Source organism: Enterobacter sp. I4 (assembly GCF_022669095.1).
Taxonomy (GTDB): Bacteria; Pseudomonadota; Gammaproteobacteria; order Enterobacterales; family Enterobacteriaceae; genus Enterobacter; species Enterobacter pasteurii.
In genome coordinates, this window is sequence record NZ_JALBUO010000002.1 from 1,154,424 (window position 1) to 1,170,385 (window position 15,962).

The window sequence follows — 15,962 nt, forward strand, 5'->3', positions numbered from 1 at the left end:
GCCTACGGCATAACCGAATTACTCTTCTTTCGCACCGCGCATAGCACGTTTACGATCGTTCTCGGTCAGGTGACGTTTACGGATACGAATTGACTGAGGCGTCACTTCTACCAGCTCGTCGTCATCGATGAATTCCAGAGCCTGCTCCAGGGTCATCTTGATCGGTGGAACCAGAACCGTTGCTTCGTCAGTACCGGACGCACGCATGTTGGTCAGTTTCTTACCGGTCAGGCAGTTTACCGTCAGGTCGTTAGAACGGCTGTGAATACCGATGATCTGGCCTTCGTAAACTTCAGCACCGTGACCCAGGAACAGCTTACCGCGATCCTGCAGACCGAACAGCGCAAACGCAACCGCTTTACCCTGACCGTTGGAAATCAGTACGCCGTTGTTACGCTGGCCCACTTCGCCCGGACGAACGTCGTCGTAGTGGCTGAAGGTGGAGTACAGCAGACCGGTACCGGACGTCATGGTCATGAACTCAGAACGGAAGCCGATCAGGCCACGGCTTGGGATCACGTAGTCGAGACGTACGCGGCCTTTGCCATCTGGATTCATGTTTTTCAGGTCGCCTTTACGCTCGCCCAGCGCCTGCATTACAGAACCCTGGTGCTGCTCTTCAACGTCCAGCGTCACGTTCTCGAATGGCTCTTGTTTACGGCCATCGATTTCGCGGAAGATAACTTTCGGACGGGAAACCGCCATCTCGAAACCTTCACGACGCATGTTTTCGATCAGAACTGACAGGTGCAGTTCGCCACGACCGGAAACGCGGAAGGCATCAGCGTCTTCCGTTTCTTCAACGCGCAGCGCAACGTTGTGCACCAGCTCTTTGTTCAGGCGGTCAAGGATCTGACGAGAGGTAACAAACTTACCTTCTTTACCACAGAACGGAGAGGTGTTGACGTTGAAGAACATGGATACGGTTGGTTCATCAACGGACAGGGCTGGCAGCGCTTCAACGTTCTGCGGATCGCAGATGGTGTCGGAGATGTTCAGTTCACCCAGACCGGTGATGGCGATGATGTCGCCAGCTTCAGCGATGTCGCTCTCGATACGCTCAAGACCCAGGTGAGTCAGTACTTTACCGACTTTACCGTTACGGGTTTTGCCTTCGCTATCGATGATAGTGACCTGCTGGTTAGGCTTCACTTTACCGCGCTTGATACGACCGATGCCGATAACGCCAACATAGTTGTTGTAGTCGAGCTGGGAGATCTGCATTTGCAGCGTGCCTTCCAGGTCAACGTTTGGCGCAGGAACACGGTCAACAATCGTCTGGTACAGCGGAGTCATGTCTTCAGCCATGTCTTCGTGATCCAGACCGGCAATACCGTTCAGCGCAGACGCGTAAACGATAGGGAAGTCCAGCTGTTCGTCGGTCGCGTCGAGGTTAACGAACAGGTCGAATACCTGGTCAACAACCCAGTCAGGACGCGCGCCTGGACGGTCTACCTTGTTGATAACAACGATAGGTTTCAGGCCGTGGGCAAATGCTTTTTTGGTCACGAAGCGCGTTTGCGGCATCGGGCCGTCAAATGCGTCAACCACCAGCAGCACGGAATCCACCATGGACATCACGCGCTCAACTTCACCACCGAAGTCGGCGTGCCCTGGGGTATCAACGATGTTGATACGGTAGTCATTCCATTTGATAGCGGTGTTTTTGGCGAGGATGGTAATCCCACGCTCTTTCTCCAAATCGTTGGAGTCCATCACACGCTCTTGAGTTTCGGCACGAGCATCAAACGTACCGGACTGCTGCAGCAGCTTATCAACCAGGGTAGTTTTACCATGGTCGACGTGCGCGATGATGGCGATATTACGCAATTTTTCGATCACAACTTTGCCTCAGGCATTTAGAAATAGCGCGTTATTGTACACGGATTAATCGCACTACAAAACAGGATCACAAACATCCCCCGCAAACAAGTATTGCAGAGATGCTTTGTGATCGCTTTCACGGAGCGGTAAAAGGGCACTTTAACGTAAATTGCACCAATATGGTGCTCAATGTTCACATCGAAGCACTATAATGGTGCAAAGAATCCAATGTGGTGCAGCCCTTCTGCACTATGGTGCGCATGATAACGCCTTTTGGGGGTGTTTTAAAAGTTGGCACAGATTTCGCTTTACAGAAATACAGTAAAAATATGGCAGCCCAGCCGATTTGAAGACCTCGTTACCACGACGACAATGACCAATCTGGAGAGTTAAGTATGTCCGCTGAACACGTTTTGACGATGCTGAACGAACATGAAGTGAAGTTTGTTGATCTGCGCTTCACCGATACCAAAGGTAAAGAACAGCACGTCACTATCCCTGCTCATCAGGTGAACGCCGAATTCTTTGAAGAAGGCAAAATGTTTGACGGCTCCTCCATTGGTGGCTGGAAAGGCATTAACGAATCCGACATGGTTCTGATGCCAGACGCTACCACCGCGCTCATTGACCCGTTCTTCGAAGAGCCTACGCTGATCATCCGCTGCGATATCCTGGAACCAGGCACGCTGCAGGGCTACGACCGCGATCCACGCTCCATCGCAAAACGTGCTGAAGAGTACCTGCGTTCTACCGGCATCGCGGACACCGTTCTGTTCGGGCCAGAGCCAGAGTTCTTCCTGTTCGACGACATCCGTTTCGGCGCGACCATCTCCGGTTCCCACGTGGCTATCGACGACATCGAAGGCGCATGGAACTCTTCCACCAAATACGAAGGTGGTAACAAAGGTCACCGTCCAGGCGTGAAAGGCGGTTACTTCCCGGTTCCTCCGGTTGATTCTTCACAGGACATCCGTTCTACCATGTGTCTGATCATGGAAGAGATGGGCCTGGTTGTTGAAGCGCACCACCACGAAGTGGCAACGGCTGGCCAGAACGAAATCGCCACCCGCTTCAACACCATGACCAAAAAAGCGGACGAGATTCAGATCTACAAATACGTTGTGCACAACGTTGCGCACCGTTTCGGTAAAACCGCGACCTTCATGCCAAAACCAATGTTTGGCGACAACGGTTCCGGCATGCACTGCCACATGTCCCTGTCCAAGAACGGTACTAACCTGTTCTCTGGCGACAAGTACGCGGGTCTGTCCGAGCAGGCGCTGCACTACATCGGTGGTGTTATCAAACACGCTAAAGCGATCAACGCCCTGGCGAACCCAACCACTAACTCCTACAAGCGTCTGGTCCCTGGCTACGAAGCACCAGTAATGCTGGCGTACTCTGCCCGTAACCGTTCTGCTTCTATCCGTATCCCGGTGGTGGCATCTCCGAAAGCGCGTCGTATCGAAGTGCGCTTCCCTGACCCGGCGGCTAACCCATACCTGTGCTTCGCAGCGCTGCTGATGGCAGGCCTGGACGGTATCAAGAACAAGATCCACCCGGGCGAAGCGATGGATAAAAACCTGTACGACCTGCCGCCAGAAGAAGCGAAAGAGATCCCACAGGTTGCCGGCTCTCTGGAAGAAGCCCTCCAGGCGCTGGACGCAGACCGCGAGTTCCTGACCGCTGGCGGCGTGTTCACCGATGAAGCTATCGACGCTTACATCGCGCTGCGTACCGAAGAAAACGACCGCGTTCGCATGACGCCGCACCCGGTTGAGTTCGAGCTGTACTACAGCGTTTAACTGATTTGTTTTACCCGGCGCTTTCGCGTCGGGGGTAGTTGCCGTGGAAACTTTAGCCCATCTTCGGATGGGCTTTTTTCTCCACCAACAACCTGATCTCACGCGCTTTTTACCTCTAAAACGCTATACTGCACTAAAATAGTGCAACAACTCCAGGAGACTGCTGAATGGCAACTGGCACGCTGCCCGATGCTGGGCAGATCCTCAATTCTTTGATTAACAGCATCCTGCTGGTCGACGACGAGCTGGCGGTGCATTACGCCAACCCGGCGGCGCAGCAGCTGCTCGCCCAAAGCTCACGAAAGCTGTTTGGCACGCCGCTGCCGGAACTGCTGAGCTATTTCTCGCTGAATATCGGCCTGATGCGCGAGAGTTTGCAGGCGGGCCAGGGCTTTACCGATAACGAAGTGACGCTGGTGATCGACGGACGCTCGCATATTTTGTCCCTCACGGCACAGCGTCTGCCGGACGGCCTGATCCTGCTGGAAATGGCGCCGATGGATAACCAGCGTCGTCTCAGCCAGGAGCAGCTTCAGCATGCGCAGCAGATTGCGGCGCGCGACCTGGTGCGCGGGCTGGCCCATGAGATCAAAAACCCGCTGGGCGGCTTACGCGGGGCGGCGCAACTTCTGACCAAAGCGCTGCCCGACCCTGCGCTGGCGGAGTATACCAACGTCATTATTGAGCAGGCGGACCGTCTGCGTAATCTGGTCGACCGCCTGCTCGGGCCGCAGCAGCCGGGGATGCACGTATCGGAAAGCATTCACAAGGTCGCTGAGCGGGTGGTGAAACTCGTCTCGATGGAGCTGCCGGACAACGTCACGCTGGTGCGTGATTACGACCCAAGCCTCCCCGAGCTGGCGCACGATCCGGACCAGATTGAGCAGGTGCTGTTAAACATCGTGCGTAACGCGTTGCAGGCGCTGGGCCCGGAGGGTGGCGAAATCATTCTGCGTACCCGCACCGCGTTCCAGCTGACGCTGCACGGCGTTCGCTATCGCCTGGCGGCACGTATTGACGTGGAAGATAACGGTCCGGGTATTCCGCCGCAGCTGCAGGATACGCTCTTTTACCCGATGGTCAGCGGTCGCGAAGGCGGTACCGGGCTGGGCTTATCCATTGCCCGTAGCCTGATTGACCAACACTCCGGCAAAATTGAATTTACCAGTTGGCCGGGACATACCGAGTTCTCGGTTTTCCTGCCGATTAAAAAATAAAGGTGACGTTTATGCAACGAGGGATAGTCTGGGTAGTCGATGACGATAGCTCCATCCGTTGGGTGCTTGAACGCGCGCTCACGGGAGCGGGATTAAGCTGCACGACGTTTGAGAGCGGCAGCGAGGTGCTCGACGCGCTCACCACCAAAACGCCGGACGTGCTGCTCTCGGATATTCGCATGCCGGGGATGGACGGGCTGGCGCTCTTAAAGCAGATCAAACAGCGCCACCCGATGCTTCCGGTCATCATAATGACCGCCCACTCCGACCTGGATGCCGCCGTTAGCGCGTACCAGCAGGGCGCGTTTGATTACCTGCCAAAACCGTTTGATATTGACGAAGCCGTTGCGCTGGTTGAGCGCGCTATCAGCCACTATCAGGAGCAACAGCAGCCCCGCAACGCTCCCGACTTTGGGCCAACGACGGACATCATCGGTGAAGCGCCGGCCATGCAGGACGTGTTTCGCATCATCGGCCGCCTGTCGCGTTCATCCATCAGCGTATTGATTAATGGCGAATCCGGGACCGGTAAAGAGCTGGTTGCTCACGCCCTGCATCGCCACAGCCCGCGGGCGAAAGCGCCTTTTATCGCCCTGAACATGGCGGCGATCCCGAAGGATTTGATTGAATCTGAGCTGTTCGGCCACGAAAAAGGGGCGTTTACCGGGGCGAATACCATTCGTCAGGGGCGCTTTGAACAGGCGGACGGCGGCACGCTTTTCCTCGATGAAATCGGCGATATGCCGCTGGACGTTCAGACCCGTCTGCTGCGCGTGCTGGCGGATGGCCAGTTTTATCGCGTGGGCGGCTATGCGCCGGTGAAGGTGGACGTGCGTATTATCGCCGCGACGCACCAGAACCTGGAACTGCGGGTGCAGGAGGGAAAATTCCGTGAGGATCTTTTCCATCGCCTGAACGTGATCCGCGTTCATCTGCCGCCGCTGCGCGAGCGCCGGGAAGATATTCCGCGCCTGGCGCGCCACTTCCTGCAGGTGGCAGCCCGCGAGCTGGGCGTAGAAGCCAAGCAGCTTCACCCGGAAACCGATGCTGCCCTCACCCGTCTGGCGTGGCCGGGCAACGTGCGTCAGCTGGAAAATACCTGCCGCTGGCTGACGGTGATGGCCGCCGGACAGGAAGTATTGATTCAGGATTTACCGGCAGAGCTGTTTGAAGCCACCGTGCCGGAAAGCAGTACCGGACACGCGCTGCCGGACAGCTGGGCGACGCTGCTGGCGCAGTGGGCGGATCGCGCGCTGCGTTCCGGTCATCAAAACCTGCTTTCTGAGGCTCAGCCTGAAATGGAGCGCACGCTGCTGACCACCGCGCTTCGCCATACGCAGGGACACAAGCAGGAAGCGGCTCGCCTGCTGGGATGGGGTCGAAACACCCTGACGCGCAAGCTGAAAGAGCTGGGCATGGAGTGATCGTTACCGCTGTGTAAAGATGATTAATTGAGCGCAAACTGTCGTTATTTTGCGCTTTACTGTTCCGATGAGTTTTGTATGATCGTGCCCGGAAATTTGGGGGGACCATCATGCTGGAATCACTAGTGTCTTTACTGTCGAGCGGAGCAGCTGAAAGCCACACGCCGCAAACCGCCGTAGCTGCGGTATTGTGCGCGGCGCTGGTTGGGCTGTTTAGCTAGCGCGTTGCAGATGAAAAGCCGGGTGGCGCTTCGCTTACCCGGCTTTGCGCCTTAAATCACCCGCGAGAACTGCTGCATACGCGCTTTCTGCCGAAGGTAAGCGTCAAAGCACATGCAGATATTACGAATCAATAAACGTCCTTTCGGCGTGACCGCAATCGCATTCTCCGACACATCCACCAGCCCGTCTTTCGCCAGCGGCGCCAGAAGCTTCAGGTCTTCCGCAAAATAATCGCTGAACGTCAGATCCCACTGCGTCTCCACGTCGCTGAACTCAAGACGGAAGTTGCAGATAAGCGCCTTGATCGCGTCGCGGCGAATGCAGTCATCGCGGGTTAACGCAATGCCGCGCCACAGCGCATTGCCGGTGTCGTCTACCTGCGGGTAGTAAAGCTTCAGCTCTTTCTGGTTCTGGGCATAGCAGTCACCGATCATGCTGATGGCGGAGACGCCCATTCCGAGCAGATCGGTGTCGCCCTGGGTGGTATAGCCCTGGAAGTTGCGGTGGAGCACGCCCTCACGCTGGGCAATCGCCAGCTCGTCATCCGGGCGGGCAAAGTGATCCATGCCGATAAACTGATAGCCCGCTTCGGTCAGCGATGCGATGGTTTCCTGCAAAATGTCCAGCTTCTGCTGGGCGGAGGGCAGATCCGCATCTTTGATTTTGCGCTGAGCAGCGAACAGCGTCGGCAGGTGCGCATAGTTAAAGACGCTCAGGCGGTCCGGGTTGAGTTCAGCCACGCGTTTTAGCGTAAAGGCGAAGCTCTCCGGCGTCTGCTTCGGCAGGCCGTAAATCAGATCAATGTTGGTCGAGGTAAAGCCGATCTCACGCGCATGGTTAAGCAAGGCGAAGATAAACGCTTCGTCCTGCTCGCGGTTTACCAGGCGCTGCACCTCTTTGTTGAAGTCCTGCACGCCCATGCTCAGGCGGTTAAAACCTTCTTTGCGTAAGTGATCCAGTACATCCAGCTCTATTTCACGCGGATCAACCTCGATCGAGATTTCGGCGTCGTCGTTAAACGTGAAGTTGCCGCGCAGCAGCGCCATCAGGCGGCTTATTTGCGCTTTATTCAGGTAGGTTGGCGTGCCGCCGCCCCAGTGAAGCTGGCTCACCTGGCGTCCTTTAAACAGCGGTGCGCGGTGCACAATTTCCTGCTCGAGCGCATCGAGGTACCGATCGGCTTTATGCTGCTGGCGGGTAACGATTTTATTGCAGCCGCAGAAGTAGCAGAGCTTGTGGCAGAACGGAATATGGACGTAAAGCGACAGCGGGCGTTCCGGATAGCGCGCAACGGCCTGCTGAAAATCCGCCTCGCCGAAAGCCCCGGAAAATTCCAGCGCGGTGGGGTATGAGGTATAACGCGGCCCGGAATAGTTATATTTCTGGATCAGGGCCAAATCCCAGTCGATAGATGGTACAGACATGCTCACTCCTTCCGTTGGTGTCGCGTTCGTATACGGCGGCCCGTTCTGGCTCCGTTGCGGGCCATCATTCGGGTGCGCAGCCACTTCTGTCGCCGCGACAACCGCCGTAGTTTAACGAATAACCACACCAGATAACATATAACCGGAAGGGTTATAAGCAGGGCAAGCGTACCTGCCGGGTGCAAATGTTAGTTTCCACCTTTCAGAAGACGCATCATATCTTCCTGCTTTTCGTCTTCCTCTTCGTCTTCTTCATCGTCGTACGACAGACCGAGCTTCTGCATCAGTTCGTCAATGCGATCCAGTTTGGCATCCACCCATGTCTGCTCTTCAGCGGTCAGGGTTTCACCCTCTTCAAGACGTTCCAGAAGCGCATCCAGGCGCTCATCGTTCTCCAGCAAATCCAGCTCAGCCTGCGGTGAAAGCATAGGTTTCTCGCTCTTTGGTTTGTGCTGCTTAGTGACCGGGGTGTCTGTCACGCCCAGTGGAATGGGAGTTTTACTGCCGATACGAGGATCTTTCTGCTGTTTGCCTTTTGCAGAAGCGCCCGCGGCACCGCCACCGTTAGCACGGCTGCCCGCAGCATGGCCACGATGTTTTTTATCGCGTTTGCGATCGCGCGCTTCCTGATTCAGTTCTTCGCGCGTTTTGCGGCGTGCTTTTGCAGGGCGTTTCGCGCCCGCTGCGGAGGTCGGTTTTTTCATGATGTTTTATCTTTAAGTCGTTTTCTTCAGTATAGAATTGCGGCGAAATCTAGCAGAAAGCAAGCAAAGAAAAAAGGCGACAGAGCAATCTGTCGCCTTTTTTCCTGACACACAACCCTTAACGGGTTACACATTCCCTGTTTACCTACAACAAACCCTGTTTATCCTTTGGCTGCTACCGTCCGTGATACGGTTCCGTTTCCTGTTAAAACGCCTCCAAGGCGCCGGTCATCCTGACAATCCTGAGTCTTCGCCTCCTGGCGCTCCTGACCCTTGTCCTTAAGTCGTAATCCTGTTGGCATCCTCGCCATGGCGCTCACTTTACCTTGTTTCACTAGACGCACAAGCAACGAAAAGGTACAAAACCGGATTTTCAGAATATTACTCATTATCAACTCTTTGAATTTTAATGGTTTAGCATTTTTAAGGCCTGCGATTTCTCTTAAATGTCTTATAACCTCAGGAGCAGATGTCTCACATTTCTCAGGGTTTACGCTCACACGTCAATGACGATGGGAAAAGCCTTTTGCCCGCATTCAGGTATAATCCCCGCAGATTACGATTTTTGGAGACGACCACGTGACTACCTGGAACTACCAACAGACGCATTTTGTCACCAGTGCGCCCGATATTCGCCACCTGCCCTCAGACACGGGGATTGAAGTGGCATTTGCTGGCCGCTCCAATGCGGGAAAATCCAGCGCCCTGAATACGCTGACCAATCAGAAAAACCTGGCGCGTACCTCAAAAACACCTGGCCGTACCCAGTTGATTAACCTGTTTGAAGTGGCTGAAGGCAAACGCCTGGTCGACCTGCCGGGCTATGGCTACGCGCAGGTGCCGGAAGAGATGAAGATCAAATGGCAGCGTGCGCTGGGTGAATACCTGGAAAAACGCATGTGCCTGAAAGGGCTGGTGGTGCTGATGGACATCCGCCATCCGCTGAAAGATCTCGACCAGCAGATGATTGACTGGGCAGTGGCAAGCGATATTGCGGTGCTGGTGCTGCTGACAAAAGCGGATAAGCTGGCGAGCGGCGCGCGCAAAGCGCAGGTGAACATGGTTCGCGAAGCGGTGCTGGCGTTCAACGGTGATGTGCAGGTTGAGCCATTCTCGTCGCTGAAAAAGCAGGGCGTGGACAAGCTGCGTCAGAAACTCGACAGCTGGTTCAACGATCTCGAACCGGCGACAGAAGCGGAAGCAGAGTAAGGATGGGCGCGGCGATGACCGCGCTTTTTTTTGCCTGACGTTTTCTTTGCCGCAATAAAAAACGCCCCAGTCATTACTGACTGGGGCGGCTAAAATATTCAGCCAAATCCGATTACGTGAAGTAAAAGGTCTGAAAGATAGAACATCTTACCTCTGTACCCTACGTCGTTAACTCTACTCTTTTTTTGTCGCCTGAAAAAGCACTTTTTGTAGTTTTTTTTCATTCTTTACATAGGGAATTCTAATGATCGTCACAAAACGCGCGTACTTATGTTGCTTACTTACATAAAACGCGCGTTATTCCGATAACGCTTAGTGAGCCTGATCCCAGTTTTCACCGCTACCCACTTCCACCAGCAACGGCACGTCCAGCTTCATGCTGCTTTCCATCAGTTCATGGATCTTCTGAGAGACCTTTTCCAGGTCGTCTTTATGAACTTCAAATACCAGCTCATCGTGTACCTGCATGATCATTTTTACGCGCGGTTTCTCTTTTTCCAGCCAGGCATCAACGGCGATCATTGCACGTTTGATGATGTCTGCCGCAGTACCCTGCATCGGGGCATTGATAGCAGCGCGTTCAGCGCCAGCGCGGCGCGCCGCGTTGCTGGATTTGATGTCCGGAAGGTAAAGACGACGGCCATCCAGCGTTTCAACGTAGCCTTTCTCTTTCGCCTGCGCGCGGGTACGTTCCATATATTCCAGCACGCCCGGATAGCGCTCAAAGTAGAGATCCATATACTTCTGCGACTCTTTACGCGGAATATTGAGCTGGCGTGAAAGGCCAAATGCGCTCATACCGTAAATAAGGCCGAAGTTAATCGCTTTTGCGCTACGACGCTGTTCGTTTGTCACGCTGTCCAGCGGCAGGCCAAACACTTCGGCAGCCGTCGCCCGGTGGATATCCTTCCCTTCGGCAAATGCCGTCAGCAGGCCTTTGTCACGCGACAGGTGCGCCATAATGCGCAGTTCAATTTGCGAGTAGTCCGCGGAGACAATCAGATAATCTTCTGGCGCGATAAACGCCTGACGAATACGGCGGCCCTCTTCATTACGCACCGGGATGTTTTGCAGGTTAGGATCGGTCGACGAAAGTCGCCCGGTTGCCGCGACAGCCTGATGATATGAGGTATGCACGCGGCCCGTTTTCGGATTGATCATCAGCGGCAGCTTATCGGTGTAGGTCGATTTCAGCTTCGCCAGGCCACGGTATTGCAGAATAACTTTTGGCAGCGGGTAGTCCAGCGCCAGTTCTTCCAGCACCTCTTCAGAGGTTGAAGGCGCGCCGCCCGGGGTTTTCTTCAGCGGTTTGATACCCTGCTTTTCAAACAGGATGGTCTGCAGCTGTTTCGGTGACGACAGGTTGAACGCCTCGCCCGCAAGCTCGTGCGCTTTCTGTTCAAGCTCGGTCAGACGCTGCGCCAGTTCGCCAGAGTGGTTATGCAGCACCGTTGGATCGATTTTAACGCCGTTGCGTTCAATGCGGGACAGCACGGGCACCAGCGGCATCTCAACGTTCTGGAACACGTTCAGCGGCCCTTCGTGCTTCTGCAATTTTGGCCACATCTTCAGGTGCAGCTGTAGCGTAACGTCAGCATCTTCCGCGGCATAGCGGCCTGCTTCTTCCAGCGCAATCTGGTTAAAGGTCAGCTGATTTTTGCCCTTACCGGCAATTTCTTCAAAGGTGATGGTTTTGTGCTTCAGCCAACGGTCCGATAAGGAATCCATATCGTGACGGCCCGCTACGCTGTCCAGAATGTAGGATTCCAGCATGGTGTCGAAGGCAATACCACGCAGTTCGATACCGTAGTTTTGCAGAATGCCGCGGTCGAATTTCAGGTTCTGACCGACTTTCAGCGCTTTCTCGTCTTCCAGAATTGGCTTCAGCAGCGCTAAGGCGCGCTCGCGCGAGATCTGCTCTGGCGCATCCAGATAGTCGTGAGCAACAGGAACGTAGGCTGCAATACCCGGCTCCGTCGCGAACGACAGGCCCACCATATTGGCAGAAATGTTATCAAGGCTGTCCGTTTCGGTATCGAACGCAAATACCGGTGCTTTTTTCAGCTTTTCAATCCAGGCGACGAGCTGTGACTCTTCGAGAATGGTTTCATAGTTATCGAAGGAGAGCGCTGTCGCCGCTTCTTCTGCCTCTTCTTCGGCATCTACGACGAGGGTTTCCTTCGGCTTAGCCGCGGGTTTCGCTCCTTTAGCCTGGAGCCATTTACCGCCTTCCACATCGGTGATCCAGCGTTTAAATTCATACTTCCTGAACAGGCCAAGCAGTTCATCGGCGGCGGGTTCCTGTACTTCAAGCCGATCGCAGGTAAGTTCCAGCTCTACGTCGGTTTTGATGGTGGCCAGCTGATAGGAGAGGTAAGCCACCTCTTTATTATCGGCGAGCTTTCCGGCCATGGTTTTTGCGCCACGGAAGGTAAGCCCGGCAATTTTTTCAGGCTCAGCGTATAGCGTATCCAGCCCACCCAGCCCTTGCAGCAGCGCCTGAGCCGTTTTTTCGCCCACGCCCGGTACGCCAGGAATGTTATCGGAGGAGTCTCCCATCAGGGCGAGGAAATCGATAATGAGCTCTGGCGGTACGCCGTATTTGGCGACAACTTCTTCCGGGCCCAGAATGGTGTTGGTCATGGTGTTGATCAGCGTGATCCCCGGCGTCACAAGCTGCGCCATGTCTTTATCACCGGTACTGATCAGCACCGGGCGACCTGCCTTTTCGGCTTCACGCGCCAGGGTGCCAATCACGTCGTCAGCCTCAACGCCCGAGACAGCCAGCAAAGGCAGCCCCATTGCTTTCACCATAGCGTGCAGCGGTTCAATCTGCGCACGCAGATCGTCAGGCATAGGAGGGCGGTGAGATTTGTAGTGCTCAAATAATTCGTCGCGGAAGGTTTTGCCCTTCGCATCAAAGACGACAGCCGCATGCGTCGGGTGATACTGCAAAATCAGGCTGCGCAGCATATTCAGCACGCCGTACATTGCGCCGGTAGGTTCTCCTGCGCTGTTGGTCAGAGGAGGAAACGCATGATACGCCCGATAAAGGTAAGAAGAGCCATCGACGAGTATAAGTGGGTTTTCTGGGATCTGAACCATAATGTCCGTGCCTTTAATTAATTTATGGATAAAGGATGCCACAGAAGGATGAAAACATCAGGTTTTAGCGCCTGATAGCGGAAAAGATTTTGCGATCGTGAAGATCGCTCGCAAAATCAAACTGTGGATAAGTTTGTGAATATTTTCAATACAGGTGAATAACAGTTCTTTAAGTTTGAGGTTTTATTTTAATTTACCTAGTAAAATCAATAAAATAATTAACGATCGTGCGAGATCACCCCTTACTGATGGTTATTTAGTCTTTGTGGATATAAGACGTAAACACGCTTCCTGCATGGATAAATTCGCTGCCATGAGGCACGGGCCGCCGCCTCTTCGCGTGAAAGCGCCCTGCTGTGAGCGAATTTCTGATAAGATCGGCACCCAGCACCGGATAGCCGGCTGCTCATTTACAGCTAACTATCTGAAAAAATTGATTATGTCTAGAATACTCGCTGCAATAACATTATTGCTTAGCGTCATTTTAACCATTCTGGTTACCATCGCCTGTTCTGTGCCGATCATTATTGCCGGAATAATTAAGCTGTTGTTGCCTGTTCCTGCGGTATGGCGCGCGGTTTCTGCTTTTTGTAATTTTATGATGTATTGCTGGTGTGAAGGGCTGGCGATCCTGCTGCACCTTAACCCCTGGCTTAAGTGGGATGTTCAGGGTCTCGACATGCTGAACAAAAAGAACTGGTATCTGCTGATCTGCAATCATCACAGCTGGGCCGACATCGTTGTATTGTGCGTGCTGTTTCGCAAACGCATACCGATGAATAAGTACTTTCTGAAGCAGCAGCTGGCCTGGGTCCCTTTTATTGGGTTGGCCTGCTGGGCGCTGGATATGCCGTTTATGAAACGCTATTCGCGCAGCTATTTGCTTCGTCATCCGGAACGCCGTGGTAAGGATGTTGAAACCACGCGCCGCTCTTGCGAAAAGTTTCGCGCGCATCCCACCACGATAGTTAACTTCGTTGAAGGGTCCCGCTTTACCGAAGAGAAGCGCCAGCAGACTCGCTCCCCCTATCAGAACCTGTTGCCGCCAAAGGCGGCGGGTATAGCCATGGCGCTCAACGTGCTGGGTGCACAGTTCGATAAGCTGCTGAACGTGACGCTCTGCTATCCCGAGAACGACAGGACGCCGTTCTACGATATGCTGAGCGGCAAGCTGACGCGTATTGTTGTTCGTGTTGATCTGGTGCCGGTCGACACGGCACTGCATGGCGATTACGTAAACGATAAAAACTTCAAACGTCGTTTCCAGCTTTGGCTTAATACGCTCTGGAAAGAGAAAGACGAGCAGATAGCGAGTATCAAATCTTCATACAAAAACGCCGGTCAGTGACCGGCGTTTTCGTTATGTCTGTTACTTCTTCTCAACCAGATACTTCACGGTATCAGCGTACTGTTGTACGAAGATATCCATGCTGGTCGTATCCATACCACGCGTATTCACCTGGTATTTGCCGTTAACATACATCGCCGGAACGCCCTGCAGCTGAAGGTCTGAAGCCGCTTTTTCCTGCTGCGCCACGAGGGATTTCACCACAAAACTGTTCCAGGCGGCGTCGTAGTCTTCACCTTTCACACCGGCATCCACGAACACTTTGCGGATATCTGCGGCGGTCTGCACGGTCTGGGTTTTCTGTACGGCTTCAAACATTGGCGCGGTGATCTTATCTTCCACACCCAGCGCAATTGCAACCGCCCACGCCTGAGTCAGATCTTTACCCAGCGGGCCAAGGAACTCAACGTGATATTTGGTCATTTTGGTGCCTTCCGGCAGTTTTTTCTTCACGTTATCAGAAACATGAAGTACCTGCTCAAACTCGTAGCAGTGCGGGCAGTAGAACGAGAAGAACTCCAGCACCTGCGGCTCGCCAGCAACAGGCTTGTCCAGCGTGATGTACTGCTTGCCGTCGGTAAACTGCGCAGCAGATGCGCTAAATGCCAGAATCATACCAGCCAGCGCCAGCCAAATTTTTTTCATGATTAACTCTCTCCTGGGTGTGTCCAATTAATACATCGGCGTTAATTGCAAAGGTGGTTCCTGCAAAACCTTAACCTGCTCGGTAAATGTGGATATCTGGTTGCGCCAGTAATCCTCCCCGGTAAGCCAGGGGAAATTTCGGGGAAACGCCGGGTCTTCCCAACGCCTGATTAGCCACGCGAGATAATAAACAAAACGCATCGCACGTAAAGGCTCTATCAAGGCAATTTCGTCTGAATTAAAGGGGCTAAATTCTTCATAAGCTTCAATTATGGTCTCAAGCTGCATGCGCTGCTCGGCTTTATCACCGTTGAGCAACATCCACAGATCCTGAACCGCTGGGCCCATACGGGCATCGTCGAGATCGACAAATAGCGGGCCGTCGCGCCAGAGAATATTCCCGGCGTGGCAGTCACCGTGCAGACGCAGCGTCGAAATATCCTCTCGCCAGCCGGCTTTTACGGCATCAATAAGCTTATCGGTCGCCGCGAGGAAATTATCCTTTAACGCCTTCGGAATTAGCGTCGACGTTTCGAATAGATGTCGCGGCTCGATGAGATATTCCTGAACACCAATGGTCGGACGGGCCATAAACGGTGTTTTACGTCCCGTCTGATGAATACGCCCCAGATAGCGAGCGACCCATTCCATCTGATCGATATTATCCGCCTCAAACTGTCTTCCACCCAGGCTCGGAAATACCGCGTAGTAAAACCCCTGATGGGTCAACAGCGTTTGGTTATTGAATGCGAGCGGAGCGGCAACGGGAACATCATCATTCAGGAGATCGTGGGCAAACTGATGCTCTTCCTGAATTTGTTGTGCGGACCAGCGCTGCGGGCGGTAAAACTTTACGACAAAGCGCTGGCGCTCTTCGTCCTGAAACTGATAGACGCGGTTTTCGTAGCTGTTTAAAGGGGTTAACCCGGAATCCACCCGAATACCCTGCTCGAACAGCGCATCCATAATGGTATCCGGGTGTAATGTCTGGAAAGTAAAAGCCTGGTCGTTCATCCGATCATCCGGAAATTATAC

The 15,962-nt window shown here is 53.9% G+C and carries 12 protein-coding genes; 6 read left to right on the top strand and 6 right to left on the bottom strand.

Annotation, left to right across the window (positions count from 1 at the left end; genetic code table 11):
• Nucleotides 1-18: 18 nt before the first annotated feature.
• Nucleotides 19-1,842, bottom strand: coding sequence for a ribosome-dependent GTPase TypA (gene typA / locus MOQ06_RS17825; protein WP_006808726.1), 1,824 nt, complete (start codon nt 1,840-1,842; stop codon nt 19-21).
• Nucleotides 1,843-2,219: 377 nt separating this feature from the next.
• On the opposite strand from typA, the gene glnA reads away from it, so the two are divergent.
• The 4 genes from glnA (at nt 2,220) to MOQ06_RS17845 (ending at nt 6,491) form a co-directional block, all read left to right on the top strand.
• Nucleotides 2,220-3,629 carry a glutamate--ammonia ligase gene (gene glnA, locus MOQ06_RS17830; protein ID WP_040077943.1) on the top strand — a complete coding sequence of 470 codons (1,410 nt, stop codon included), beginning with the start codon at nt 2,220-2,222 and terminating at the stop codon, nt 3,627-3,629.
• Nucleotides 3,630-3,796: 167 nt separating this feature from the next.
• On the top strand, nt 3,797-4,846 hold the full coding sequence (gene glnL / locus MOQ06_RS17835; protein ID WP_242174236.1) for a nitrogen regulation protein NR(II): 1,050 nt from the start codon (nt 3,797-3,799) through the stop codon (nt 4,844-4,846).
• An 11-nt stretch (nt 4,847-4,857) separates the two neighbouring features.
• A complete protein-coding gene (gene glnG, locus MOQ06_RS17840) occupies nt 4,858-6,270 on the top strand; it encodes a nitrogen regulation protein NR(I) (RefSeq protein ID WP_148422544.1) in 1,413 nt (470 codons plus the stop codon).
• Between the two features lie 110 nt (nt 6,271-6,380).
• The gene (locus MOQ06_RS17845; protein ID WP_148422545.1) at nt 6,381-6,491 is read left to right on the top strand and encodes a YshB family small membrane protein; all 111 of its coding nucleotides are present in this window, start codon (nt 6,381-6,383) and stop codon (nt 6,489-6,491) included.
• Between the two features lie 51 nt (nt 6,492-6,542).
• On the opposite strand, the gene hemN is transcribed toward MOQ06_RS17845, so the two are convergent.
• Complete coding sequence (gene hemN / locus MOQ06_RS17850) at nt 6,543-7,916, bottom strand: oxygen-independent coproporphyrinogen III oxidase (RefSeq protein ID WP_242174238.1); 1,374 nt, start codon at nt 7,914-7,916, stop codon at nt 6,543-6,545.
• Between the two features lie 188 nt (nt 7,917-8,104).
• Entirely contained in the window at nt 8,105-8,620 is a 516-nt protein-coding gene (gene yihI / locus MOQ06_RS17855) for a Der GTPase-activating protein YihI (RefSeq protein WP_148422548.1), read from the bottom strand.
• A gap of 579 nt (nt 8,621-9,199) precedes the next feature.
• Here yihI and yihA point away from each other — a divergent pair.
• On the top strand, nt 9,200-9,829 hold the full coding sequence (gene yihA / locus MOQ06_RS17860) for a ribosome biogenesis GTP-binding protein YihA/YsxC (protein WP_148422550.1): 630 nt from the start codon (nt 9,200-9,202) through the stop codon (nt 9,827-9,829).
• Between the two features lie 312 nt (nt 9,830-10,141).
• On the opposite strand, the gene polA is transcribed toward yihA, so the two are convergent.
• Nucleotides 10,142-12,934, bottom strand: coding sequence for a DNA polymerase I (polA, locus tag MOQ06_RS17865; RefSeq protein WP_193355931.1), 2,793 nt, complete (start codon nt 12,932-12,934; stop codon nt 10,142-10,144).
• A 439-nt stretch (nt 12,935-13,373) separates the two neighbouring features.
• Between polA and MOQ06_RS17870 the strand changes: the two genes are divergently transcribed.
• Nucleotides 13,374-14,282, top strand: coding sequence for an acyltransferase (locus tag MOQ06_RS17870; RefSeq protein WP_242174240.1), 909 nt, complete (start codon nt 13,374-13,376; stop codon nt 14,280-14,282).
• A gap of 21 nt (nt 14,283-14,303) precedes the next feature.
• On the opposite strand, the gene dsbA is transcribed toward MOQ06_RS17870, so the two are convergent.
• Together dsbA and MOQ06_RS17880 are read right to left on the bottom strand one after the other, a co-directional pair.
• Nucleotides 14,304-14,927 carry a thiol:disulfide interchange protein DsbA gene (gene dsbA, locus MOQ06_RS17875; protein ID WP_148422553.1) on the bottom strand — a complete coding sequence of 208 codons (624 nt, stop codon included), beginning with the start codon at nt 14,925-14,927 and terminating at the stop codon, nt 14,304-14,306.
• A 27-nt stretch (nt 14,928-14,954) separates the two neighbouring features.
• Complete coding sequence (locus tag MOQ06_RS17880) at nt 14,955-15,941, bottom strand: serine/threonine protein kinase (protein WP_242174242.1); 987 nt, start codon at nt 15,939-15,941, stop codon at nt 14,955-14,957.
• Nucleotides 15,942-15,962 lie beyond the last annotated feature (21 nt).